We start from the raw sequence: 23,498 nt of genomic DNA on the forward strand, positions 1-23,498 counted from the left end.
CCGGCGCCACTCCCCTCGCATCCCCGAGCGGCGTCACCACCTGCGTGGCGCCGCCCTGCGGTGCACCCTCTGCACCTGACGACGAAGACAGGACCTCCTGATGAACACCTCCCTGCCCACCACCACCAGCGCCCCGACCGGCATCCCCGCCGCCCCCGTGAAGGTGCCGCACCGCTGGCGCAACCTCGCCACCCTGACCGGCGTCACCGTCGTCGACAACACCGAGGCCGGCCTGACCACCACCCTGTTCCCCTCCATCGCCGCAGCCCTGAGCCTGAACAGCGGGCACCTCGGCGTCCTCGCCGCCGCGGGCAAGGTGATCGCCGTCCCGGCCGGGCCCTTCTGGGTGTGGCTCGCCTCCCGGATCGGGCGCCGCGCCGCCCTCGTCCTCACGACCGTCATCGGCGGGATGTTCGGCATCGCCGCGGGGTTCTCGCAGGACTGGATCCAGCTCCTCATCTTCGCGACGCTGATGTCCGCCAGCCTGATCGGCGGCTCCCCCATCGCGAACGCCGTGATCTCGGACTCCTTCGACGACGCGAACCGCTCCAAGGCGGTCGGCTACTTCTACGGCGGCGTCAGCGGCATCGCCTCCGTGGTCGGCCCCGCCATCGCCCTGTTCACCGGCCTCACCGACGGCTGGCGGTACGGGATGTGGACGATCGGCGCGGTCTGCATCCTGTCCGGGATCCTGGTGCGCCTGGTGTTCCGCGACCCCGGTGTCGGCGCCTCCGAAGCCCAGCTCGCGACCCTGGACGAGAGCGAGCGCGCCAAGCAGAAGGTCACCGTCCGGTCCGTGCTGTCGCTGTTCACGATCCCGACGTTCTCGATCATGATGCTCTCCCGGCTGCTGTCCGGGCACCTGCTCATCACCATCTTCGGGATCCAGTTCCTCGTCGTCGAGCGCGGCTTCGAGAACCCCGTCGCCGCTCTCGTGCTGCTCCCCTTCGGTCTCGGCTACATCGTCGGCACGATCGGCGGCGGATGGACGATCCCGGTGCTGGACCGCACGCTGGGCCTCCGCGGCCGCGTCGCGTTCATCCAGCTGGCGCAGGTGTTCTTCGCGGTCGCCGCGTTCTTCGCCACGCAGCAGCCGCACGAGAACATCGGCGTCTACAGCGTCTTCTGGGCCCTGATGGGCCTCGCGCAGGGCATGAACCCGCCGGTCAACCGCCCGATCGTCTCCTCCGTCGTCCTCCCGGAGCTGCGGGGCCAGGCGTTCGCGATCTGGCTGACCGTCTTCGAGACCGTGGGCTGGGCCGTCTTCTCCCTCGGTGCCGGAACGCTGGCGCTCACCCTCGGTCTGCAGGGCGTGTTCCTCTACGTCCTCGTCGGCGCCATGCTCCTCAATGCGGTCGTGCTCGGCGCGCTCTACCTCGTGTACCCGCGCGACGTCCGCCGCGTCGAGGCCGAGCTGAACCGGCGCGCGGCGCTCGCCCGCGTCTGACCCACCGTGATCCGCACTCCCCCGCGCTCGCCCCGTCCGGTCCTCACGACCGGGCGGGGCGAGCGCCATCCCCGAGCTCGCTACCTCGCCGGTCGCGCGACGCGACAGCGCATCCTGCACGCCGCCCTCGCCTGCCTCACCTCGAGGGGGCTCGCCGGCGTGACCGTCAGCGCCGTCGCTCAGAGGGCGGAGCTCAGCACGACCGGCCTCCTCCATCACTTCCGCTCGAAGGACGCTCTGCCGCTCGGCCTCCCACGAGCTCCAGGAGGCGGCACGACTCCGAGCCCGGCCGCCACCGTCAGGACGGACGCCTCGATTCCTCCCGCAGCCGCATCGCGGCCTCGTCGTCGAGCCAGTTCGGCCCGGTGTTGCGGAGGAACACCGCGTAGACCACCAGGGAGACGGCGATCACGGCGGTCGCGTAGCCGATGAAGGCCGGCACCTGGTCCGCGCCGAGCGCGCCGGCGTAGAGCAGCGGCGCGGTGCCGCCGAAGACCGAGTTGGCGAGCGCGTAGCCGAAGCCGAGCCCGAGGGCGCGGACGTGCGTGGGGAACAGCTGCGCCTTCACGACGGCGTTGATCGAGGTGTAGCCGGTGAGGATCACGAAGCCGCCGACCAGGATCGCGAAGGCGGCGAGCGGGGCGGTCTGCTGCGGCAGGGCGGTGAGGAGGAACCAGGTGTAGAGCACTCCCCCGATTCCGAAGAAGACCAGGAGGGTCTTCCGGCCGATGAGGTCCGAGAGCCAGCCGCCGAGCGGCTGCAGGAGCATCAGCGTCGTCAGGGCGATGAGGTTGATGACGGTGCCCGTGACGACGTCGTCTCCGGCGAACGCGCTCTTGATGATGCTCGGACCGGTCACCGAGTACGTGTAGAAGGCGACCGTGCCGCCCATCGTCACCGCGAAGCAGAGCAGCAGCGGCCGCCACTGGTGGACGAGGAGCTCCCGCATCGAGCCGCTCCGGCGGGACTCCCCTGCTCTGACGGCGTCGATCCGAGTCGTCGCCAGCGATTCGTCCATGCTGCGGCGGAGCCAGAACACGACGACCGCGGCGACGCCGCCGATGCCGAAGGCCACCCGCCAGCCCCAGGCCGAGATCGCCTCGTCGGGCAGGGTCAGCACCATGACGAGCAGCGTCAGCTGAGCGAGGACGTGGCCGCCCACGAGGGTGACGTAGTGGAACGACGAGAGGAAGCCGCGCCGACCGGGGATCGCCGCCTCCGACATGTAGGTGGCGCTCGTCCCGTACTCCCCGCCGGTGGCGAAGCCCTGCAGCAGGCGCGCGAGCACCAGGAGGACCACCGCTCCCCCGCCGATCGACTCGGCCGTCGGCGCGAACGCGACGAGGAGGGAGCAGGCGGCCATCACGGAGACCGAGACGGTCAGCGCCAGGCGGCGCCCGTGCCGGTCGGCGAAGCGGCCGAAGAACCAGGAGCCGATCGGCCGCATGAGGAAGGTGACCGCGAAGATCGCCCAGATGTAGAGCGTCGAGTTCTTCTCTCCGGGAGCGAAGAACTGCGACTCGAAGTAGACGGCGAAGACGGAGTAGACGTAGACGTCGAACCACTCGACGAGATTGCCCGCCGATCCCTTCAGGGTGTTCGACACGGAGCGTCGGAGGCTGGTGGGGGTCGTCGTCGTCGTCGACATGATGGTCCGATCATCAAGGGTTCGGGGTGGGAAGGGTTCTCGGAGCGTCGAGGGAGCTGCGGCGTCGTCGCCGTCGGCGCCCCGCGTCGCCGCGAGCCCAGGGGCATCTCTACCGCATTTCCGGTGGCGGATCCGGAAACCTAACGGTCTCCTGACGCGATCCGCTTCGGACCGCGACGAGGTCGCTCCGTCTCGCGCCAGTCAGGCGGCGATACCGACCAGACCAGTATGGTCCCTCGGTGGAGGTAGACACATGAGGATCCGTACTGAGAACTCGCTGCGATCATCGGCGACGAGGGCTCTTGCCGTCGTTTCGATCGTCACCATCGCCGCTTCGCTCTCAGGGTGCTCAGCGGGAGACGCCGCGCCGCCGAAGCCGACCGTCCCTCCCCTCCCGGCTGCCGAGGTGGAGAGCGCACTGGCCGAGAAGCAGGATGCCGCCTGGGAGCTGCTGGCGGTGAAGTATCCGAACGCGGTCCGACCCGAGGTCGACGTGATCCGCACCGTGAATCCCTCGGAGTCGACGTCATCGATTGCGGATTGCATGGTTTCGGCCGGCTTTCCGGAGACCAAGGCCACTCCGGACGGCGGCCTCGACTACGGTTCCTTCCCCACGGAGCAGACGCAGACTCACGACATCGCCCTGTTCGTGTGCGAAGCGCAGTACCCGATGGATCCGAGATTCGACACGGCTCCGACCGAGGCGCAGTACGAGTACCTCTACCACTATTTCGCGCACGACCTCACCGAGTGCCTGGAGAGTCACGGCATCGACGTGCCGGAGGCGCCCACCTACGAGACCTTCCGCGACACCATCAATTCGCGCGAGGCGTGGAGTCCCTACATCAGCTACGAACCGACCGGGGACACGCAGTGGCTCGCCGTGAACACCGACTGCCCGCAGATGCCTCCGGGCTACTTCGGCGAGTGAGGAGCGCCTCGCTGCTCCACTCGCTTGAACGCTGCGACCGCCGATGACAGTCGCCCTCTGACCGATCTCCGTGCGAAAGGCCTCTGCTGGTGAAGGACGATCGATCGCCTCGGAGACGTCTTCTCTCTCCCGTCGCCGCTCTCGCCTTTTGCCTGGTGGTGCTGGCCGGTGCGGCGGGGCTCTGGGCCGGAGCGGTGATCTTCACGCCCGCGGAGGAGGTCGTACCGGTGACCGACTACACGACCGCTGTCGCTCGCGCCGGTGCTGTCGGCGCGTCGGTGAACCTGGTGGCGACCGCCCACTGGACCCAGTCCCCCGCGGGGACCAATTCGGCGCAAGGCACGGTGACGACGGTGAGTCATGTGCCCGGCGAAGTCGCCACCAGGGCGAGGAGCTCTACACCGTGGACCTTCGGCCCGTGGTTCTCGCGCGCGGCGTGATCCCCGCGTTCCGGGACATCGACGGGACGAGCGAGGGCGAGGACGTGGAGCAGCTGCAGGAGCTGCTGGGCGACCTCGGGTACTACCGCGGCGCTGCGGACGGTGCACCGGGACCGCGCACCGCGGCCGCGATCAAGGAGTGGCAGAAGGCCGCAGGATTCCCGGTGGACGGCGTCGTCCGACGGGGCGACCTGGTCTTCGTGCCCGAGGTGCCGACCCGGCTGGTCGTCGACCAGACCCTCATCACCCGGGGAGCCGTGGTCTCGGGCGGCGAGGTCGTCGCGAGGACGCTGCCGAAGACGCCGACCTTCTCCGTCACGGCGACAGCGGCGCAGGCCGCCCAGATCGGCGTGGGAGTCGTGGCGGAGATCACCGGACCGGACGGACCCTGGCGGGCGGTCGCGGCGGGCCAGGAGGTGAAGCCCGACGTCGGGGTGTCGATCGCGCTCGCCGGCGTGGACGGCGAGGTCATCTGCGGCGAGGAGTGCGCGGATCTCGATGTGACGCAGGACACCCTCCTCCCCGTCCTCCTCACGACGACACCCGAGACGTCCGGCCTGACCGTCCCGACCGCGAGCATCCGGACCGACGTGAACGGGGATCTCGAAGTGACCGATCCGGCCGGCGAGAGGCATCGTGTCGAGGTCGTCGCTGCCGCGAAGGGCGTCTCGGTCGTGACCGGTCTCGTGGAGGGCACGGAAGTGCGCGTCTACGGCGATGACGCTGCACCCCGATGATCACTGCTGAGAGCATCGGCTTCCGCTATCGACGAGGTCCCCGGATACTGACGGACTTCAGTGCTGCCGTGGCGCACTCCGAGATGGTCGCGATCACCGGCTCGTCGGGGAGGGGCAAGTCGACCCTGCTCTACATCCTGGGCCTGATGGCGACGCCGGAATCGGGACGAATCCGGATCGACGGCGTCGATGTCAGTGGCATGAGCGATCGATCGAGGTCGGAGTACCGAGCCGAGAACATCGGGTTCGTCTTCCAGGACGCCGCTCTGGATCCCACGAGAACGGTCCTCGACAACATCGTCGAGACGGCTCTCTATCGCGGGTGCAGGGACTCGGCTGTGGAACTCGCGGCGCGCGGGCTGATGGAGCGCTTCGGGGTCGCCCTGCGCGCCTCGGCGAGACCCCACCAGGTCTCCGGCGGCCAGGCGCAGCGGATAGCACTGTGCCGGGCACTCATCAACGATCCGACGATCCTCCTCGCGGACGAGCCGACGGGGAATCTCGATCCGGACTCCGCGGCGGTGGTCGTCGACGCACTGCGAGAGCGCGCCCGCTCGGGATCCTCGGTGATCGTGGTCACGCACGACGAGACGGTCGTCGCCTCCCGCGATCGGAGGATCCGCCTGTGAAGCGGAGATTCGTCCTGCCCGTGCTCCGGGAGGCCCTCGCCTCCTCGCTCGCGCAACCGGTGACCTCCCTCCTCACCCTGGTGATGGTGGTGGCGATGTGCGCCGGGATCGTTCTGACGACCGGGCGGACCGTGGGAGCGGAGCAGAGCGTTCTCGCGACGGTGGACTCGGCGGGAACCCGTTCCATCCTGGTCCGAGCAGAGGTGCAGGCGGGCCTGTCGTCGGACGCACTGGAGAGGATCTCCCGACTCTCCGGAGTGCAGTGGGCGGCGGCGTTCTCGGATGCCACTGACGTCGGGAACTCCCGGATCGCGGAGGGGAGGAAGGTCGCTCTTCGATCGGCGTGGTCCTCCGACTTCGCAGAGCTGGGCATCGATGCGGCGCGCTCTCCCAGCGGGTCGGCGTGGGGGTCCGAGGAGGCGCTCGCGGCACTGGGCTTCGCCGAGGAGACCGGCTCGGTCTCGACGGGCAGTGGAGCAGGGGTCGACGTCGTCGGGACCTTCGCCTCGTCCGAGTACCTGTCCTTCCTCGGCCCGTCCGTCCTGGTCCCGATGCCTCCGTCCTCGACCGGGAGCGTGGGCTACGTGATCGTCATCGCCGAGGGACCCGAGTTGGTCCGCCCGCTGACGCGTTCGATCGGCTCCCTTCTGGCTCCGACGGACCCGCAGGGCGTCACCGTGACCACGAGCGCTCGGTACGCGGACCTGCGCGCCGTTCTCGAGGGCACTCTCGGGGGCTTCGGCCGAGATCTCGTCGGTCTCATCGCCGGCGCCGGCGCCGTCCTGGTCGGTGCGACGCAGTACGGTCTCGTCCTGATGCGACGCAAGGACTTCGGACGCCGAAGGGCTCTCGGCGCCACGAGAGGCCTCATCGTCCTGCTCGTCGTGTGTCAGGTCCTCCTCGTCGCGACGGTCGGCGCTCTGCTGGGGACGGTGGGATCCGCCGTGCTCCTGGTGGCCGGCGGCGACCCGCTTCCCGGCGTCGACTTCCTGGTCGCCACGGGTGCTCTGGCGATCGTCGTCTCCGTCCTCGCCGCCCTGCTCCCCGCTCAGAGAGCGGCGAGCAGGGATCCCCTGCACGAGCTGCGAGTGCCGTGATCCTGAGGCACATCGGTCGCCGCGCCCCCCTGCTCGTGCCTCCGGGCGTGAGCCCGGACACCACGACTCGACTCACCGCCGGTGCGGGCTCAGCACCGCCTCGACGAGGGCGAGCTGGCGCTCGGGGTCGATGACCGAGCCGCGCGTGACCCACTCGACCTGCTGGCCGGACGCGACCGACAGCAGCAGGTCGACGACCGGTTCGAGGGGCGCCTCCGCGGCGATCTCGCCGAGCGCGACGGCCTCCCGCAGCCGCTGCAGGAGCGTGATCCGCCACTCCCCGTCGACGGACGGCGCCGCGCCTGCGGCCGGGCCGAGGACGGCGACGCGGCCCCAGAAGGAGACGACCAGCCGAGCCTCCGAGCGGGTCGTCTCGTCCAGCGGCAGGATCTCGGTCATCATCGCGCGCAGTGCTTCGAGCCCGGAGAGCTCGGCCGTGCGCTGAGCGATGCGCGCGTTCGTGCGTTCGAAGACAGCATCGAAGGCTCCGGAGAGGACGGCGTCGAAGTTCGGGAAGTAGTGCCAGAGCGAGCCCGTCGCCACGCCGAGCTCGGCGGCGATGGCCCGCGAGGTCGCGGCTTCGAGGCCGTCGCGGTGGGCGATGGTGAGCAGGGCGTCGACGACGGCGCGACGCCGGGCGTCGTGGTCGACGATCTTGGGCATGGGTCCATTCTCGCGGCACAGCGGGAGGGACGCCGCCGCTGTCCTCGGCGGCCGCCGACGACGTTCACGCGACCGTAACAGGATCGAAACCGTTGTTGAGCGGTAGCTCAATAACGTGGCGGTCAACGCTTCCCGATGCTCCTCCCGGGATCCGCGCCCGCTCCTCCTCGCACGCCGTTCCTCCTCCCCCGCCGGCCGATGTCGCCGCCGGCCTCCCGCTCCTCCCTCAGCCCTGCTCCTCCCTCAGCCCTGGAGGCTCCCCATGGTCATGCCCGTCGACACTCCCGTCGCCGAACCCGCCCGCCTGCGCGGGTCGCTCGGACCCACCGCGATCGTCTTCATGGTCGTCGCCGCGGCGGCCCCGCTCACCGTCGTCGCCGCCAGCCCGATCGGGATGGCGCTCACCAACGGCGGCGGCGTCCCCGCGAACTACCTCATCGCCGGCGTCGTGCTGCTGCTCTTCGCCGTCGGCTTCACCGCGATGGCCCACCACATCAAGGACGCCGGAGCGTTCTACTCCTTCATCGGCGCGGGCCTGGGCCGGGTCGCCGGCAGCGGCGCCGCGTTCCTCGCGCTCTTCACCTACCTCGCCATCCAGACCGCGATCTACGCCTTCTTCGGCTTCTCCACCTCGGCTCTGCTCGACGGGCTCGGTGTCACCGGGACCCCGTGGACGCTCTGGTCGGCTCTCGCGATCGCCGTCGTCGGCCTCCTCGGCTACCGCGACATCGACCTGTCCGCGAAGGTCCTCGGCGTGCTGCTCGTCCTCGAGGTCCTGGTGATCGTCGTGCTGGCCGTCGCGGTCCTGGCCGGCGGGGGGAGCGAGGCGGAGGGGGTGACCGTCGCCTCGTTCTCCCCCGCCGTGGTCCTCTCCGGGCCGGTCGGCCTCGGCGTGATGATGGCGTTCGGCGGCTACACCGGGTTCGAGTCGACGGCGATCTTCCGCGACGAGGCCCGGGATCCGAAGCGGACCATCCCCCGCGCCACCTACGCCGCCGTCCTCGCGATCGGAGTCTTCTACACGCTCGCCACCTGGGCGCTCGTGGTCGCCTGGGGCACCGGCGGCCTCAAGGGGCTCGCCCTCGAGCACACGGGCGACCTGCTGCAGCTGACCGCGACCACCTACGTCGGCTCCTGGCTCGCCGAGACGATCGCCGTGCTCCTCTGCACGAGCCTGCTGGCCTGCGTCATCTCCTTCCACAACGTGGTCAGCCGCTACCTGCACTCGCTCGGCAGGACCGGCCTCCTCCCCGCTTCCCTCGCCGGCACCCATGCGGCGCACGGGTCGCCGCACCGCGCCTCGGTGGTGGTGACGGTGATCTCCGTCCTCCTGCTCGGGGTCTGGACGGCGAGCGGCTGGGACCCGCTGCTCCAGGTGTTCACCTGGATCTCCTCGGTCGGCGCGATCGGGATCATCCTGCTGTTCGTGCTGGCCTCGGTCGCCGTGATCGCCTTCTTCGCCCGCACCCGTCTCGACCGCCGGGTCTGGAACACGGTCGTCGCCCCGGTGCTCGCTCTGATCGGGCTCGTCGCCGTCCTCGTGCTCGCCGTCACGAACTTCCCGACCCTGACCGGCTCGACCGACCCGGTGCTCAACGCGACCCTCGCCGGCGGTCCGCTCCTCGCCCTCGCCCTCGGTGTCCTCGTGGCGATCCGGGTGCGCCGGGCGCACCCGCTGCGCTGGGCGCTCGTGCGGTTCGACCTCAGCGAACCGGCGGTGCCGATCGACGCTCCGCGCGCCACGACCGGCGTCTGACCCTTCCTCCCTCCGCACCGACCATCTGGAGCAGTTCATGACCTCGACCCTCGACACCGTCGACACGTCCACCGCCACCCCGTCCACCTCCGCCACCGAGTGGACGCCCGTCGCCGCCCATCCCCTCGACCCGCTGCACGCGGCCGAGATCGAGCGCTTCCGCGCTGTCCTGGAGGGCGCGGGGCTCGTCGGCGCGTCGACCCGCTTCGCCTCCGTGCTGCTGCGCGAGCCGCACAAGCGCGACGTCCTCGCGTTCGAGGCGGGCGCGGTGCCGCCCCGCGAGGTCACCGCGCTGCTCACCGATCTCGCCGCGAACACGCTCAGCCAGGTCGTGGTCGATCTCGTCAGCGGAGCGGTGGCGGTCGAGCGCCTCGATCCCGCGGTCACCGGCTGGGGGCCCTCGCTGAACGAGGACTTCCCCGCCGCCGACGCGCTCGTGAAGGCGGACGCGCGCTGGGTCGAGGCGCTCGCCCGCCGCGGCGTCACCGAGCTCGACCGCGTGCGGACGGTCCCGCTCTCGGCCGGTGTCTACGGCTACGAGGACGAGGTGGGCGTGCGCGTCTACCGGGTGCTGGCCTTCTGGCAGGAGTACCCGACCGACTCGGTGTGGGCGCACCCGATCGACGGCGTCGTCGCCCACATCGACCTCACCCACGGACGGGTCCTCCGCGTGGTCGAGACCGACGTGATGCACGTCCCGCAGGAATCGGGCGACTACCTCGACCCCGCGGTCCGCGGCCCGGAGCGCACCACCCTGAAGCCCATCAGCATCACCCAGCCCGAGGGCGTGTCCTTCGAGCTCGACGGGAACGTCCTGCGCTGGCAGAACTGGGAGGTGCGGATCGGCTTCAACGGCCGCGAAGGCCTGACGCTGCACCAGCTGTCCTACGAGGATCAGGGCCGGAAGCGCCCGATCATGTACCGCGGGTCGATCTCGGAGATGGTCGTGCCATACGGCGACCCCACGCCGACGCACGCCTGGCAGAACTACTTCGACGTCGGCGAGTACCAGTTCGGGCGCCTGGCGAACTCGCTCGAGCTCGGCTGCGACTGCGTCGGCGAGATCAGCTACCTCGATGCCGTCGTCGTCGACGATCTCGGCGCGCCGACGACGATCCGGAACGCGATCTGCATCCACGAGGAGGACGCGGGCATCCTCTGGAAGCACACCGACGACTTCTCCGGCACGAGCGAGACGCGGCGCCAGCGCCGCCTCGTGATCTCCTTCTTCGTCACCGTCGGCAACTACGACTACGGCTTCTACTGGTACCTCTCGCTCGACGGCACGATCGAGCTCGAGAGCAAGGCCACCGGCATCGTCTTCGCGTCGGGGCATCCGGGCGGCGACTACCCGTACGCCTCCGAGCTCGCGCCCGGGCTCGGTGCGCCGTTCCACCAGCACCTCTTCTCCGCGCGGCTGGACATGACGGTCGACGGAGTCGCGAACGCGGTGGACGAGATCGAGGTCCAGCGGGTGCCGAGCGGCCCCGGCAACCCGTGGGGCAACGCCCTCGCCCACAGGGTCACTCCGCTGGCCAGCGAGTCCGAGGCGCAGCGGCTCGCGGACACCGCGGCCGGACGGGTGTGGAGCATCCGCTCGACGGAGACGACCAACCGGATGGGGCACTCCCCCGCCTATGTCCTGCACCCCGAGGGCAGGCCGGTGCTCGCCGCCGCCGACGACTCCTCCGCGCGAGCGCGGGCCGGCTTCTCGACCAAGCACCTCTGGGTGACGCAGTACGACCGCGACGAGCTGTGGGCCGCGGGGACGATCGTGAACCAGAGCCCGGGAGGGGCGGGTCTCCCGCACTACGTCCGCGGCGACCGGCCGCTGCTGGGCGAGGACCTCGTGCTCTGGCACACCTTCGGCCTCACCCACTTCCCGCGGCTGGAGGACTGGCCGATCATGCCCGTCGACACCGCCGGGTTCGTGCTCAAGCCCGACGGCTTCTTCGACCGCAACCCCACGCTCGACGTGCCCGCCACCGCGAGCGCGGACCACTGCGCGCCGGGACAGCACCACGGCACCGGCCACGGCGGCGACGCCGCGGCTCACGCGCACTGAGCGCCGTGCCCGCCCTCGTCACCGGCGCGATGCTCGGCGCCTCGCTGCTGGCGGCCTGCTGCACGATCGTCGATCCGCACCGGGCGGGTCGCGGGTGGATGCGGGCCTCCGCCCTGCTGATGCTGGTCGCGATGACGGACAGCAGCACGGTCGGCGTCGTGCCACCCCTGCTCTGGGCGGTCGCCGTCGCAGTGATGGGCGTGGGCTCGGTCGCCGCCGACCGGAGTGCCGTGGGCGCGACGGCGACCGCGTCGCGCGTCCACCGCGGGTTGGCCGCGCTGGCGATGGGAGCCCTCCTCGTCGGTCACCCCGGGGCGGCCCCAGGCGAGCACGCGCACGCGGCTCTCGGCCTCGGAGTCGTCGTGACCGCCCTCGGCGTGGTCGTGGTCGCTGGCGGGCTCGCGCTCACCGTCGTGCGCTGCGCGAATCGCGAGCGGCTGTCGGCCCGCGAGCGGATCGCCGCCCTCGAACCCGCTCTGATGGCGGTCGCCGTCGGCGCGATGCTGCTCTGACCACCCCCGCCGCCGCTCAGTGCAGGGACAGCTCGACGATGAGCACCGCCGCACTCAGTGCACCGACACCGGTCAGGACGAGCAGCTTCGTCCCGAGGGCGGCTTTCACACGGAGCACGGCGAGGAGCGTGATGACGATCAGGGTCGCCACCAGCACGATCGCGGTGAGACGCAGCGCCTCGGGAAGAGCCAGGGCGCCGGAGGCGCTCACGCACAGGATGAGGACGGGAGCGATGATGACGCGCAGGGAGCCGAAGCTGACGGAGAGCATGTGCCGGATCTCGGCGCCGCGGGGCAGGACGCCTCGCGTCATCATCGACGCCGTCAGATCGGCGACGAACACCGCGAGCAGCGTGCCGAACACGGTGACGGCGAGAGTCACCGCCGCGCTCCGCACGGACGCGTGGTCGACGTCGCGCGCCGAGGAGACCGTGACGACCAGGGCGGTGAACGTCACGTAGATGCGCTCCTTGAGCGCTTCCGACGCCGAGGAGCGGGACGTGTGCGTCGGCGAGACGGTGTCAGCGTCCGGCACAGCGCTCCCGGCGACGCGTGGTCATCGGGTGGCTCGCTCCGGCCGTCATCGACTCTCCAGCATCCGCTGCAGCACCGCGGCCGGAGCGGGGCGCGAGGCGTTGCTCTCGGCGACGGCGCCGGCGCGCGCTGCGTGGTCCGGGTCGGCCAGGAGGCGGCGCAGGGCGCCGGGGAGCTCGTCGAGTCCGGCGATCCCGATCGCAGCGCCGGTCGCCTCGACGCGCTCGGCGATCAGCGGCTGGTCGGCACCGTGGGGCCAGAGGACGAGGGGGACACCGTGCGCCAGCGCGGCCAGCACCGTGCCCGCTCCTCCCACGGTGACGATCGCGGAAGCGCCGCGCAGGAGCCCGTCGATCGGAGTGAACGGCACCCAGGTCACCGACCGGTCGTCGGATCCGACGACGCTCTCTCCGAGCGCGAGACCGGTCGTGACGACCGCGTCCACGCCCGCCTCCGCCAGACGGGCGGCCAGCTCTCCCAGTGCGCCGGCATCGGAGAAGATCGTCCCCATGCTCGCGACCACGCGAGGTCGCCCCGTCGCCGGCGCCTCCGGTGCCTCACCGGAGCCGCGCCCTCGATGGGCGGAGAACGCCATGTCGTGCACGGGTGCGTCCGACCACGTCGAGTCCTCCCCCGCCGTGAGCTCCTCCGGCCAGATCTGCACGGTCCCGGCGGGGTCGCGCGGCTCGAGGCCGGCGGAGCGGTAGCGCTCCCCCGCGGACTCGGCGATCGCCTCCATCCAGGAGGTCGGCGGGTGCACGGTCATGCTGAACCTCCACCACGGCACGTCCAGGAGGGCGCTCAGGAACGGCCCGACCGAGTTGAAGACGTCTGCGACGACGACGTCCGGCATCCACGACCGAGCGGCCGGTATCGCCGCAGGGAGGGACAGGTCGAGCAGGACACCGCCGAACGTCTCGCCGATGCCCTCCACGGTCGGCTGCATCAGGTCCCCCTGCGTGCGCTCAGCGGCCAGCGTGGCGAGCTCGAGCGGCATCGGTCCCGCCGGCAGCAGCTCGACTCCCAAGGGAAGGTCCGACTCCAGCAGGGTACGCAGGTCGGCACTCGCGATCAGGGCCACGGTGTGACCGCTCTCCAGAGCCGCTTCCATCAGCGGCGCCATCGGCAGGACGTGACCGTGGGCGGAGACGGCGGTGAACAGGATTCTCGACATGCGTCCATCCTCTCGGCCCGAGCCACTAAACCACAAATGTTGTTTTGCTCTGCCGAGGACGGATCGCCGCAGCGCCCGGGTTCCGTCGGCGGCGGAATCAGGCCTGCGGTGCCCGCGTGCGCGTCCGCAGCCGGTACAGGCTGGTGGTCGCGGCGATGAAGAGGTCGGTGCCGTCCGGCCCGCCGAAGCAGACGTTCGCCACGACCTCCGGCACGGGCACGAAGAGCAGCTCGGCGCCGTCCGAGGCGAAGACGTGCACGCCGTCTCCGGCGGAGGACCACACCCGGCCGCGCTCGTCGACGGCGATCCCGTCGGGCAGGCCGTGCTCGATCACCGCGAAGAGGCGGCCGTCGCGGGCGCCGGCTCCCCGGTCGACCACGTCGTAGGCGCGGATCCAGTGGCCGGGACCGTCCTCCAGGCCGCGCGCGCTGTCGGTCACGTAGACGGTCGCGCCGTCCGGTGAGAAGGCGATGCCGTTCGGCTGCACGATGTCGGTGACGACCGGCGCGAGTCCGTCCCAGGCGCTCCAGCGGAAGACCCAGCGCGCCCCGTACTCGCGCTCGCCCGGGTGCCCCTCGGCCGGCTGCCGGATGCCGTAGTCGGGATCGGTGAACCAGTAGGACCCGTCGGGCGCGACCGCGACGTCGTTGGGCGAGTTGAGCCGTCCGCCGTCCCAGCTCGAGACGAGCTCCTCGACCGTGCCGTCCGGCCGCTCGCGCTCCAGTCGGCGCAGCCCGTGCGAGCACTGCACGACGCTCCCGTCTTCGTCCAGCAGCCGGCCGTTGGTGAACTCCACGCCCTCGCGGTGCACCGAGGTCTCCCCGGTCGCGCTGTCCCACTGCAGGATCCGGTCGTTCGGGATGTCGCTCCAGCGCAGGCCCCCCTCGGCCGGGATCCAGAGCGGACCCTCGCTCCAGACGGCCCCCGTCCACAGCCGCTCGAGTCCGCCGTCGCCCCGGAGGAGCGCCTCGTCGTCCGTGCGTCCCTCGTCCGCTGTCTCGTCGTTCATCGGCTCCCGCCCGTCCTCTCGTCCTCGTCCTCGCGGAGGGCCGCCCGGACGGCGCCCTCCAGCCTTCCCGTGTCCCCGAAATCCCCGGCGCGCTCCGCCACGACGGTCAGGAGGACCTCGTCGGGCGCCACTCCCGCGGCGCGCAGCTGCACCACGCGATCCAGGACGCGGCGCAGATGAGCGTCGTAACCGTCGATCAGCTCCGGACCGCCCGTCGGACCGTGGCTCGGGACGATGATCGCGGGTGCCATGGCGCGCAGCCGCTGGAGGCTCCGCAGCCACGGTCCGATCCGCGAGTGCGGGCTCGCGAACGCCGGAGCACCGGCCATCGCGAGGTCGCCGGCGAACAGCACGCGGTCCTCCCGCACGAAGGCGACGGTGTCGCCCTCGGTGTGGTTCGTCCCCATGGCGGTGATCAGCACCGCGACTCCGCCGAGGTCCAGCTCGATCGCGTCGTCGAAGACGATGTCGGCGGGCCGGAACACCGCCCCCTCGAGCAGGCGCCGGTAGTGCGGGGACGCCGCTCGGAAGTCGTCGGCCACCGCCGGGGCGGTCGTCTCGAGCTCGCGCACCTGGCTGCGCGCGCGCAGCAGCACGACGTCGGAGGGGAAGGCGCCGGCACCGAGATCGTGCTCGGGGTGGGTGTGGGTGGTCAGCAGCAGCAGCGGGCGCTCCCCCGCGACGGACCGCGCGGCGGCGAGGACCCTCGCGCCGTTCTCCGCGCCCATCCCGGTGTCGACGACCAGGGCCCTGCGCTCGCCGACGACGACGCCGACGTTCGGGACGCGGGCCCGCGAGCCGTCGGGGACGAGGTGCACGTGCTCGGAGAGCCGGTGCAGCGTCTCCGGCCGGATCAGCGGGTCGGGCAGCTCGGTCGCGCCGGGCCCGGTTGCGCGGGGCGCGGTCGTTCCGGGTCCGGTCATGCCGGGATCACCGCCGTCGACTCGCGGACGACCAGCTCGCACTCGAGCGGCAGGACACCGCGCCGCTGCTCGCCGCCGAGCATCGCCAGGACCGACTCGGCGGCGAGGCGCCCGAGCTCGTCGAGCCGCGGATCGACCGTCGTCAGCGGCGGACGGGAGGCCAGCGCCATCACGTCCCAGTTGTCGAAGCCGACGACCGAGACGTCCTCGGGCACCCGCACGCCGTCCTCCTGGAGCTGCTCGACCACTCCGCGCGCGATCTGGTCGCTCCCGCAGAAGACGGCGTCGTAGGGCCGCCCGTCGCGGGTGAGGATGCTGGCGGCCTGCCGCCCCCAGGCCTCGCTCCAGCTGCCCCACATCGCGGTGACGTCCTCGGCGGCGACCCCGGCCGCGGCGAGCTCGTCGAGCATGCCGGCGTAGCGCAGCCGGGCAGCCAGGTGCTTCTGCGGCCCGGAGATGTAGGCGACGCGGCGGCGGCCGAGGGCGAGGAGGTGCGAGACGGCGAGCCGTCCGCCGTGCTCGTCGTCGATGACGATCGACAGGTCATCGGGCTGCTGCGACCGGGCCAGGACGTAGCAGACCGGGACCCGCGTCGAGATGGCGATCGGCGGCCGGGTCTCGGCGCGCCGGCCGGTGACGATCACGGCGTCCACCCGCCGGGCCAGGAACGTCTGCAGGTGGTGGTTCTCCCGGATGGGATCGCCGCGGCCGTCCGCGAGCAGCACCGAGATCTGACCCGCACTCAGAGCGTCCTCGACGCCGAGCATCAGCGGGATCGCGAAGCGGCTGAAGCTGTCGGTGGTCAGCAGGCCGATCGTGTAGGCGCGGGTGGTGCGCACCTCGCGCCGGGCGACGCCCTGGTCGTAGCCCAGCCGGCGGGCGACGCCCTCGATGTGCTCGCGCGTCTCGCCCCGCATCCGGCCGGTTCCGCTCAGCGCCTTCGACACCGTGCTCAGCGAGACGCCCGCCTCGCTCGCGATCCGCGCCAGCGTGATCCGCTGTCCGTCCATCACGCACCTCCTTTGCGCAGTCAGTTTTCCCACTGTTCACCGCCACCGCAAGGTCGATCTGAGAAAGATTGGGAAAGTTTTGCTTTGTGCGCATCCCGACTCCGACACTGGGTGAGGCCCACGGCCCTGTCATCTCGAAGAGGAGAAATCATGAACAGACCGACGCGATTCACGGTCGGCGGCGCGACCGTCCTGGCCGCGACCCTGGCGCTCTCCGCCTGCGGAGCGGCGAGCGGCAGCACCGGCTCCGGCGAGGCGAGCGAGCTCACGATGTGGGCGCGCTCCTCCACCCAGGACTACACGGAGGCGCTCGTCGACGCCTACAACGAGTCGCACGACACGCAGATCGAGCTGACGATCGTCGCCTCGGAGAGCTTCCAGCAGAAGGTCGGCGCGGCGGCCGGAGCGGGCTCGCTGCCCGACATCCTCGCGTCCGACGTCGTCTACGCCCCCAACTACGCCAAGCAGTCGGTCTACCTCGACATCACCGACCGCATCGCCGAGCTCCCCTACGCGGACGATCTCGTCAAGGCGCACGTCGACGCCTCGACCTTCGACGGCAAGAGCTACGCCGTCCCGCACAAGGTCGACTCGAGCTTCATCTTCTACAACAAGGACCTCTTCGCGAAGGCGGGACTGGACCCGGAGAACCCGCCGACCACCTACGACGGCATCTACGAGGCCGCGAAGGCGATCACCGCGCTCGGCGACGACACCTACGGCGCCTACTTCCCCGGCAGCTGCGCCGGCTGCAACGCCTACACCTCCTTCGGAGTGGCGAAGGCCGCCGACGAGGTGCCGTTCAGCGACGACGGCGCGACCGCGGACATCGACAGCGACGCGCTCGCCGACTGGTTCGGCCTCTACCAGCGCCTCTACGCCGACGGCCTCGTCGCTCCCGGAGCCTCGACCGGCGACTCCACCACCCAGCAGGAGCCCTTCCTGCAGGGCAAGGCGGGCATCTGGCCGAACGGCTCGTACTCGATCCCGTCCGTCAATGAGACCGTCGACTTCGACTGGGGCTACATGCCGCTCGCCACGGCGGACGGCAGCGGCACCGGCACGTTCGTGGGCGGCGACGTCATCGGCATCTCCGGAACCTCGAAGAACGCCGACGCCTCGTGGGACTTCATCCAGTGGACGCTGGAGGAGGACCAGCAGGTCGACATCGTCGCGAAGTCGGGCAACCTGCCCGTCCGCGTCGACCTCGCCGAGAACGAGTACACCGCCGCGGACCCGCGACTGGTCGCCATCACCGCCGGTCTGGCGAACGGCTACACCCCGTCGACCCTGGCCTACGGCGAGGCGATCAACTCCCCGAACGGTCCGTGGCTGACCGCCATGCGCGGTGTCGTCTTCAACGGCGAGTCCGGCGCGCTGGCGGACGGCCAGTCGGCGATCCAGTCCCTGCTGGACGGGGCCTACTGATCGTGGCCACCACCACTCTTCCCGCGGGGACGGCGCCTGCGCTCCGTCCCCGCGGGCGGACCGCCGCCTCACGCGAGCAGCTCGCCGGCTGGGCGTTCATCGCCCCGACGGCGGCGACGATCCTCGTCCTCTTCGTCCTGCCCCTGGGCATCGTCGTGTTCATGTCGCTCAGCGACTGGCCGCTGCTCGGGTCGCCCACGGTGATCGGCATCGGGAACTACATCGACATCTTCACCGACCCGGGCTACATCGGCGCCATCCTCTTCACCCTCGGCTACACCGCGCTGGCGACCGCCTCGATCTTCGTGCTCGCCCTGGTGCTCGCGGCGTTCCTCAACTCCACCCGGCGCGGAGCGAAGTTCTACCGGATCGCGATCTTCGCCCCCTACGTCGTCGGACTCTCGACCGCGAGCCTGATGTGGGTCGTGAACTACAACGACCAGGTCGGGATCTTCGCCCAGGCTCTCCGCTGGCTCGGGATCGTCGACGGTCCGGTCGGCTTCTTCGACACCCCGCTCAGCGCAACTCTCGCGGTGACCTTCATGATCGTGTGGAAGTTCGTCGGCTTCCAGGTGGTGATCCTCCTGGTCGCGCTGCAGTCCATCCCGTCGAGTGTCAACGAGGCCGCCCTGATGGACGGCGCCAACGCGTGGCAGCGGTTCCTCTTCGTCACCCTGCCGTTCCTGCGGCCGACCCTCGCGCTCCTGCTCGTGCTGTCGGTCACCGGCTCGCTGCTGGCCTTCGACCAGTTCACCGTCATGACGCAGGGCGGACCCGACAACTCGACCGTGACGATGGTGATGTCGATCTACAACACCGCCTTCACCTCGTTCGACCTCGGCAAGGCCGCCGCCCTGTCGATCATCATGCTCATCGCCCTCGTGGTGATCAACGGCGTGCAGCTGCGCCTGGTGAAGGGATCCGAGAAATGAGCACCACCGCCGTCCGACCTCCCGCGACGACTCCCCCGGAGCCGTCCCTGCACGCGAAGCCGCCCCGGCGCCGGGAGGGCTGGCGGTCGAGGGTGCGGGGCGTCCCGTTCCACGTCACCGGCATCGTCCTGGCGTTCCTCTTCCTCTTCCCCCTGCTCTGGTCGGTGCTCAACTCGTTCAAGACCCCGGGCGAGGCGAGCGCCGCGCCGCCCACGCTCTGGCCGCAGGAGTGGAGCACCGCGAACTACGACGAGCTCGTGCAGAACGGCGAGGGGCTCGGCCAGTACGTCGGCAACTCGCTGATCGTGGCGACGGTCTCGGTCGTCCTGACCATGGTGATCGCGACGCTGGGCGGCTACGGCTTCGCCCGCTTCCGGTTCCGCGGCAAGAACCTCGTCTTCCTCGCGGTGATCGCGGTGCTGATGGTGCCGCACGCCACGCTCGTGCTGCCGCTCTACTTCATGTTCGCCCGGGCCGGCATGCAGGACAGCCTCGTCGCGGTGGGCCTCGTGCTCACGGTGTTCCAGCTGCCCTTCAGCATCTTCCTGATGCGCAACAGCTTCGAGGCGATCCCGGTGGAGCTGGAGGAGGCCGCGCGGGTCGACGGCGCCTCCTCGATTGCCGTCTTCCTCCGGGTCTCGCTGCCGCTGGTGCTGCCGGGGGTGGTGACGGTCGCCCTCTTCGCCTTCCTGGTGTCCTGGAACGAGTTCTTCATCCCGCTCCTGCTGCTGAACGACGGCTCGACGTTCACCCTCTCGGTGATGCTCGTCAACATCCGCACCGGCGCCTACGGATCGATCGACTGGGGGCTGCTGCAGGCCGGCACCACCGTCGCGATCCTGCCCTGCCTGGTCCTCTACCTGCTGCTGCAGCGCTTCTACATCGGTGGTCTCACCGAGGGCGCCCTGCGCGGCTGACCTCTTCCACGCCCTTTCACGAACTGAGGAAACACCTGTGACGATTCACGCCTCCTTCGACGCGCTCCCCCTCGGGTCGGTGCGTCCCGCCGGCTGGCTGCGCCGCCAGCTCCGCATCCAGGCCGACGGTCTCTCCGGACACATCGAGGAGATCTGGAAGGACCTCGGTCCCGACTCCGGCTGGCTGGGCGGGCCCGGCGAGAGCTGGGAGCGCGGCCCCTACTACCTCGACGGCCTCGTGCCGCTCGCGCACCTGCTCGACGACGACGTCCTGATCGAGCGCACGCAGAAGTGGATCGAGTGGATGCTCGCCAGCCAGCGGCCGGACGGGCAGTTCGGCCCGGCCGGCAACGACGACTGGTGGCCCCGGATGGTCGCGGCCAAGGTGCTGCAGCAGCACGCGGAGGTCACCGGCGATGCCCGCGTGCTCCCCTTCCTCGAGCGCTACTTCGAGCACCAGCTGCGCGAGCTGCCGGCCCGGCCGCTGCACGACTGGGCCGCCGCGCGCGCCGCCGAGAACGTCCTCGCTCTGGCCTGGGTGCACGAGCGCGCCCCGCGGGACGAGTGGACGCGCCTGGCCGAGCTGCTCTTCGGCCAGGGACCCGACTGGGACGACGCCTTCTCGGACGGCCTGATCACCGGACGCGCGATGTACTTCGACCACCGCACGCACGGGCCGAACGTCGCGATGGCGCTGAAGAACCCGGCGGTCCGCGCCCTCATGCTCGGCGGCGACGCCCACGAGGCGACCCAGCGCGCGCTGGCGAACCTGGACCGCTGGCACGGGCAGGTGCACGGCCTCTTCTCCGGGGACGAGTGGCTCGCCGGCCGCGAGGCCAACCGCGGCGTGGAGACCTGCCAGATCGTCGAGTACATGTTCACGATGGCGATCGCCGCCAGGGTCACCGGCCGCTCGGAGTACTCCGACCTCCTCGAGGGGGCCGCCTACAACCTGCTGCCCGCCTCGTCGGACCCGCGGATGGTCGCGCACCAGTACCACCAGCAGGCGAACCAGATCGAGGCGTCGACCGCCGACCGCGACTGGTCCTACAGCACCAACGGGGCCAACGTCTTCGGCTTCGAGCCGCACTTCGGCTGCTGCACGGCGAACTACCACCAGGGCTGGCCGAAGTTCGTCGCGGCGCTGTGGCTGCGGCGAGACGACGCGCTGGCCGTCACCGCCTACGGGCCGAGCGAGGTGCGCGCGAGCATCGGCGGCGGCGAGCTGGTCATCGAGGAGGTCACGGACTACCCCTTCACCGAGACCGTCACCTTCCGCGTGGTCTCGTCCACGACGACGGAGCCGACCGGGCTCCTGCTGCGCGTCCCGGGCTGGGCGGCCTCGTTCGACCTCGCGGTCGCCGGCGAGACTCTCGGCGCGACTCCCGACGACGACGGCTACGTCACCGTCGAGCGGCTCTGGGTCGAGGGTGACGAGGTCGTCCTCCACCTGCCGATGAGCCCGCGCCGCATCCGCCGCGAGCGCCAGGCCGTCGGCGTGCGGGTCGGACCTCTGGTGATGGTCGCGACGCCCGACGAGTACTGGCGTCCGGTGCAGGAGGCCCGGGGCATGGGCGAGTGGGAGGTCTTCCCGCAGCGCTCCTGGAACCAGGCGCTCTACCCGGACGCCCCGGTCCCGCTCGAGGAGTGGGACGTGCGCCGGTCGCCGGTCGGCGACGTGCCCTTCGACCGCGCGGACCCGCCCGTTCGCGTGCACGCGGTCGGCATCCGCGACCTCGCCGAGTGGACCCGCGACGGGGCGAGCGCGAGCCACCCGGTCGACGGTCCCGCGCCGGCGCGCTGGATCAACACCATCGACCTCGTGCCCTACGGGACCGCACGGCTGCGGATCGCCGAGTTCCCGACCGTGCGGCCGGTGATCGGGGCCAAGGTGCCACCGGACTTCACCGGCTGATCCAGCACTGCACGAACCACCACCCGACCCCGTCGGCGGACGTCGCCGACGACGAGAGGACCCTCATGACGATCCCCCTGGCCGTGACCACCGGAGACCCCGCCGGCGTCGGCCCCGAGCTCGTCGTGCGGCTGCTCGACGAGCTGCGGGGCTCGGCCGCCGACCCGCTCGTCGTCGTCTCCTCCCGCGAGGAGCTGGCGGAGGGGCTGGAGCGGAGCGGCCTCGCGGTCGCTCTCGACGAGATCCTGGAGCCCGGTCGCGTCCGCCTGGTCGAGCCGGGCGGCTCGTGGCCGTCCGCTCGGGGTGCCGTGAGTGCCGCGAGCGGACGGTGGGCGCTCGCCTGCCTCGAGCGCGGACTCGAGCTGCACGCGGCGGGCGAGATCGGCGGGCTGGTCTTCGGCCCGCTGAACAAGACGTCGCTGCACGAGGCGGGGATGACCGAGCCGGACGAAATGCGCTGGTTCGAGAACCGCCTCACGGGCTCGCACACGGCCTCGGAGGTGAACGTCACCACGTCGTTCTGGACCTCGCGGGTGACCTCCCACGTCGCCCTCCGCGAGGTCGCGGACCTCGTCACGAGCGACCGCGTCCTCGAGTCGATCGTGCTCCTGCACGATCTGCTGGTCGGCGCGGGCACTCCGGCCCCGCGGATCGCCGTCTGCGCGCTCAACCCGCACGCCGGCGAGCACGGCCTCTTCGGCGACGAGGAGATCACCCGGATCCGCCCGGGAGTCGAGCGCGCGGTCGCCTCCGGGCTCGACGCGGCGGGGCCGTTCCCCTGCGACACCCTGTTCCGGAGGGGCTTCGACGGCTCCTTCGACGGGATCGTCACGATGTACCACGACCAGGGCCAGATCGCGCTGAAGACCCGGGCCTTCGACGGCGGGGTGACGCTGGAGGCCGGGCTCGACCTGCCGATCTGCACGCCGGCCCACGGCACCGCCTTCGACATCGTCGGCACCGGAGCGGCGACGCTCGACTCGACCCGCAACGCCTACCGGCTCGCGCGGCGCCTCGCCTCGGCCGGCGTCTCCGCTCACTGAGTCGCGGCGGCCTCGACGGTCAACCCGCGGAGCACCGCGGCGATCGTCACGCGCTGGGTGAGCGCAGCGTCGGCGTCCACGGGCCACTGGCTCACGGTGCCGACGTGCGCCGCGACGACGGCCTTCGCCAGGACGGACGGCTCGACGATCGGGACGCGGCCGTGCACGGCGGCGAGAGCGACGAACCGCTCCCCCAGCTCGCGGGGGACGCGGCCGTCGTCGATCAGCATCAGCGCGGCGAAGGCCGGGTCGGCGGCGGCCCGCGCCAGCAGCACCGACCGCAGGGAGAACCACTCGCGGCTGGTGGGCAGCGCGTCGAGGAGGGCGCGCACGGCGTCGTCGAGCGTCTCCTCGCGGCCGTCCTCCTGCACCTGGGCTTCGAGGGCGAGGTGCAGCCGCCCCCACACCCGCGCGGCCTGCTCCTCGTGCAGGGCGAGGTAGAGCTGGTCGACGCCGGCGAAGTTGGAGTAGAAGGCGCCGCGGGTGAAGCCGGCCTGCGCGCAGATGTCCTCGACGCGCTGGCCAATGGTGCCGCTGCTCTCGAAGAGGGTGGCGGCCGCCGCGAGGAGGCGTCGACGCGTCTCGCTCCGACGCCGGACCGGGGTGGGCTCGCCGTTGTTCACAGCGTCAGCCTAGGCGGGACCTTGCTCGGCGCGCACTTCTTCAGTACGTTCTGTATGCGATGCGA

General features: G+C 71.2%; 22 protein-coding genes and 1 pseudogene. 15 read left to right on the plus strand and 8 right to left on the minus strand.

Annotated elements, in window-relative coordinates:
• Positions 1-100: 100 nt before the first annotated feature.
• Together MT351_RS08235 and MT351_RS20420 are read left to right on the plus strand one after the other, a co-directional pair.
• On the plus strand, positions 101-1,447 hold the full coding sequence (locus MT351_RS08235; RefSeq protein WP_243581870.1) for an MFS transporter: 1,347 nt from the start codon (positions 101-103) through the stop codon (positions 1,445-1,447).
• 6 nt (positions 1,448-1,453) lie between these two features.
• A pseudogene (locus MT351_RS20420) lies at positions 1,454-1,675 on the plus strand (TetR/AcrR family transcriptional regulator); the annotation flags it as partial.
• Between the two features lie 70 nt (positions 1,676-1,745).
• Here the strand turns inward: MT351_RS20420 and MT351_RS08240 are convergent.
• Positions 1,746-3,095 (minus strand): MFS transporter, encoded by a 1,350-nt coding sequence (locus MT351_RS08240; protein ID WP_243581871.1) that lies wholly within the window; start codon positions 3,093-3,095, stop codon positions 1,746-1,748.
• 253 nt (positions 3,096-3,348) lie between these two features.
• Here MT351_RS08240 and MT351_RS08245 point away from each other — a divergent pair, with 253 nt between their 5' ends.
• The 5 genes from MT351_RS08245 to MT351_RS08265 all read left to right on the plus strand — a co-directional run bounded on the left by MT351_RS08245 (position 3,349) and on the right by MT351_RS08265 (position 6,929).
• On the plus strand, positions 3,349-4,026 hold the full coding sequence (locus MT351_RS08245) for a hypothetical protein (protein WP_243581872.1): 678 nt from the start codon (positions 3,349-3,351) through the stop codon (positions 4,024-4,026).
• Between the two features lie 89 nt (positions 4,027-4,115).
• Positions 4,116-4,466 carry a hypothetical protein gene (locus MT351_RS20270; RefSeq protein WP_243581873.1) on the plus strand — a complete coding sequence of 117 codons (351 nt, stop codon included), beginning with the start codon at positions 4,116-4,118 and terminating at the stop codon, positions 4,464-4,466.
• A complete protein-coding gene (locus MT351_RS08255) occupies positions 4,445-5,203 on the plus strand; it encodes a peptidoglycan-binding protein (RefSeq protein ID WP_243581874.1) in 759 nt (252 codons plus the stop codon). The genes MT351_RS20270 and MT351_RS08255 overlap by 22 nt, the downstream gene beginning before the upstream one ends.
• Positions 5,200-5,832, plus strand: a complete 633-nt coding sequence (locus MT351_RS08260; protein ID WP_279398173.1) for an ABC transporter ATP-binding protein — start codon at positions 5,200-5,202, stop codon at positions 5,830-5,832. Before MT351_RS08255 ends, MT351_RS08260 begins: the two co-directional genes overlap by 4 nt.
• Positions 5,829-6,929, plus strand: a complete 1,101-nt coding sequence (locus MT351_RS08265; RefSeq protein WP_243581876.1) for an ABC transporter permease — start codon at positions 5,829-5,831, stop codon at positions 6,927-6,929. Before MT351_RS08260 ends, MT351_RS08265 begins: the two co-directional genes overlap by 4 nt.
• Before the next feature lie 72 nt (positions 6,930-7,001).
• Here MT351_RS08265 and MT351_RS08270 read toward each other — a convergent pair whose 3' ends face one another.
• Positions 7,002-7,592: a TetR/AcrR family transcriptional regulator gene (locus tag MT351_RS08270; RefSeq protein ID WP_243581877.1), complete on the minus strand. Its 591-nt coding sequence runs from the start codon at positions 7,590-7,592 to the stop codon at positions 7,002-7,004.
• Between the two features lie 268 nt (positions 7,593-7,860).
• Between MT351_RS08270 and MT351_RS08275 the strand changes: the two genes are divergently transcribed.
• The 3 genes from MT351_RS08275 to MT351_RS08285 are packed head-to-tail and all read left to right on the plus strand — an operon-like array spanning position 7,861 to position 11,925.
• Complete coding sequence (locus MT351_RS08275; RefSeq protein WP_243581878.1) at positions 7,861-9,348, plus strand: APC family permease; 1,488 nt, start codon at positions 7,861-7,863, stop codon at positions 9,346-9,348.
• 37 nt (positions 9,349-9,385) lie between these two features.
• Positions 9,386-11,413, plus strand: coding sequence for a primary-amine oxidase (locus MT351_RS08280; RefSeq protein ID WP_243581879.1), 2,028 nt, complete (start codon positions 9,386-9,388; stop codon positions 11,411-11,413).
• A gap of 5 nt (positions 11,414-11,418) precedes the next feature.
• On the plus strand, positions 11,419-11,925 hold the full coding sequence (locus MT351_RS08285; protein ID WP_243581880.1) for a hypothetical protein: 507 nt from the start codon (positions 11,419-11,421) through the stop codon (positions 11,923-11,925).
• Between the two features lie 16 nt (positions 11,926-11,941).
• On the opposite strand, the gene MT351_RS08290 is transcribed toward MT351_RS08285, so the two are convergent.
• The 5 genes from MT351_RS08290 to MT351_RS08310 form a co-directional block, all read right to left on the minus strand.
• Positions 11,942-12,382, minus strand: a complete 441-nt coding sequence (locus MT351_RS08290; RefSeq protein ID WP_243581881.1) for a hypothetical protein — start codon at positions 12,380-12,382, stop codon at positions 11,942-11,944.
• Positions 12,383-12,505: 123 nt separating this feature from the next.
• Complete coding sequence (locus MT351_RS08295) at positions 12,506-13,633, minus strand: glycosyltransferase (RefSeq protein ID WP_243581882.1); 1,128 nt, start codon at positions 13,631-13,633, stop codon at positions 12,506-12,508.
• Positions 13,634-13,730: 97 nt separating this feature from the next.
• A complete protein-coding gene (locus tag MT351_RS08300; protein ID WP_243581883.1) occupies positions 13,731-14,642 on the minus strand; it encodes an SMP-30/gluconolactonase/LRE family protein in 912 nt (303 codons plus the stop codon).
• Entirely contained in the window at positions 14,639-15,565 is a 927-nt protein-coding gene (locus MT351_RS08305; RefSeq protein WP_243581884.1) for an MBL fold metallo-hydrolase, read from the minus strand. The genes MT351_RS08300 and MT351_RS08305 overlap by 4 nt, the downstream gene beginning before the upstream one ends.
• Positions 15,562-16,575 carry a LacI family DNA-binding transcriptional regulator gene (locus tag MT351_RS08310; RefSeq protein ID WP_243581885.1) on the minus strand — a complete coding sequence of 338 codons (1,014 nt, stop codon included), beginning with the start codon at positions 16,573-16,575 and terminating at the stop codon, positions 15,562-15,564. The genes MT351_RS08305 and MT351_RS08310 overlap by 4 nt, the downstream gene beginning before the upstream one ends.
• 150 nt (positions 16,576-16,725) lie before the next feature.
• On the opposite strand from MT351_RS08310, the gene MT351_RS08315 reads away from it, so the two are divergent.
• The 5 genes from MT351_RS08315 (at position 16,726) to MT351_RS08335 (ending at position 22,810) form a co-directional block, all read left to right on the plus strand.
• A complete protein-coding gene (locus MT351_RS08315) occupies positions 16,726-18,003 on the plus strand; it encodes a sugar ABC transporter substrate-binding protein (protein ID WP_123737056.1) in 1,278 nt (425 codons plus the stop codon).
• Positions 18,004-18,005: 2 nt separating this feature from the next.
• Positions 18,006-18,935, plus strand: coding sequence for a carbohydrate ABC transporter permease (locus tag MT351_RS08320; RefSeq protein ID WP_243581886.1), 930 nt, complete (start codon positions 18,006-18,008; stop codon positions 18,933-18,935).
• Complete coding sequence (locus tag MT351_RS08325) at positions 18,932-19,852, plus strand: carbohydrate ABC transporter permease (RefSeq protein WP_123737057.1); 921 nt, start codon at positions 18,932-18,934, stop codon at positions 19,850-19,852. The genes MT351_RS08320 and MT351_RS08325 overlap by 4 nt, the downstream gene beginning before the upstream one ends.
• A gap of 37 nt (positions 19,853-19,889) precedes the next feature.
• On the plus strand, positions 19,890-21,767 hold the full coding sequence (locus tag MT351_RS08330; RefSeq protein ID WP_243581887.1) for a beta-L-arabinofuranosidase domain-containing protein: 1,878 nt from the start codon (positions 19,890-19,892) through the stop codon (positions 21,765-21,767).
• 65 nt (positions 21,768-21,832) lie between these two features.
• Positions 21,833-22,810: a PdxA family protein gene (locus MT351_RS08335; RefSeq protein ID WP_243581888.1), complete on the plus strand. Its 978-nt coding sequence runs from the start codon at positions 21,833-21,835 to the stop codon at positions 22,808-22,810.
• Here the strand turns inward: MT351_RS08335 and MT351_RS08340 are convergent.
• Positions 22,804-23,433: a TetR/AcrR family transcriptional regulator gene (locus MT351_RS08340; RefSeq protein WP_243581889.1), complete on the minus strand. Its 630-nt coding sequence runs from the start codon at positions 23,431-23,433 to the stop codon at positions 22,804-22,806. The genes MT351_RS08335 and MT351_RS08340 overlap by 7 nt on opposite strands.
• Between the last annotated feature and the right edge of the window lie 65 nt (positions 23,434-23,498).

Origin of the sequence: Rathayibacter sp. VKM Ac-2926 (genome assembly GCF_022815565.1) — a bacterium.
GTDB classification, from domain to species: domain Bacteria; phylum Actinomycetota; class Actinomycetes; order Actinomycetales; family Microbacteriaceae; genus Rathayibacter; species Rathayibacter festucae.

Excerpts from the sequence above, each read along its gene's own strand:
- MT351_RS08335 (WP_243581888.1), top strand. The coding sequence starts at position 21,833 with ATGACGATCCCCCTGGCCGTGACCACCGGAGACCCCGCCGGCGTCGGC.
- MT351_RS08280 (WP_243581879.1), top strand. The coding sequence starts at position 9,386 with ATGACCTCGACCCTCGACACCGTCGACACGTCCACCGCCACCCCGTCC.
- MT351_RS08305 (WP_243581884.1), bottom strand. The coding sequence starts at position 15,565 with ATGACCGGACCCGGAACGACCGCGCCCCGCGCAACCGGGCCCGGCGCG.
- MT351_RS08310 (WP_243581885.1), bottom strand. The coding sequence starts at position 16,575 with ATGGACGGACAGCGGATCACGCTGGCGCGGATCGCGAGCGAGGCGGGC.
- MT351_RS08275 (WP_243581878.1), top strand. The coding sequence starts at position 7,861 with ATGCCCGTCGACACTCCCGTCGCCGAACCCGCCCGCCTGCGCGGGTCG.
- MT351_RS08300 (WP_243581883.1), bottom strand. The coding sequence starts at position 14,642 with ATGAACGACGAGACAGCGGACGAGGGACGCACGGACGACGAGGCGCTC.
- MT351_RS08315 (WP_123737056.1), top strand. The coding sequence starts at position 16,726 with ATGAACAGACCGACGCGATTCACGGTCGGCGGCGCGACCGTCCTGGCC.
- MT351_RS08325 (WP_123737057.1), top strand. The coding sequence starts at position 18,932 with ATGAGCACCACCGCCGTCCGACCTCCCGCGACGACTCCCCCGGAGCCG.
- MT351_RS08270 (WP_243581877.1), bottom strand. The coding sequence starts at position 7,592 with ATGCCCAAGATCGTCGACCACGACGCCCGGCGTCGCGCCGTCGTCGAC.
- MT351_RS08295 (WP_243581882.1), bottom strand. The coding sequence starts at position 13,633 with ATGTCGAGAATCCTGTTCACCGCCGTCTCCGCCCACGGTCACGTCCTG.
- MT351_RS08245 (WP_243581872.1), top strand. The coding sequence starts at position 3,349 with ATGAGGATCCGTACTGAGAACTCGCTGCGATCATCGGCGACGAGGGCT.
- MT351_RS08235 (WP_243581870.1), top strand. The coding sequence starts at position 101 with ATGAACACCTCCCTGCCCACCACCACCAGCGCCCCGACCGGCATCCCC.
- MT351_RS08240 (WP_243581871.1), bottom strand. The coding sequence starts at position 3,095 with ATGTCGACGACGACGACGACCCCCACCAGCCTCCGACGCTCCGTGTCG.
- MT351_RS08260 (WP_279398173.1), top strand. The coding sequence starts at position 5,200 with ATGATCACTGCTGAGAGCATCGGCTTCCGCTATCGACGAGGTCCCCGG.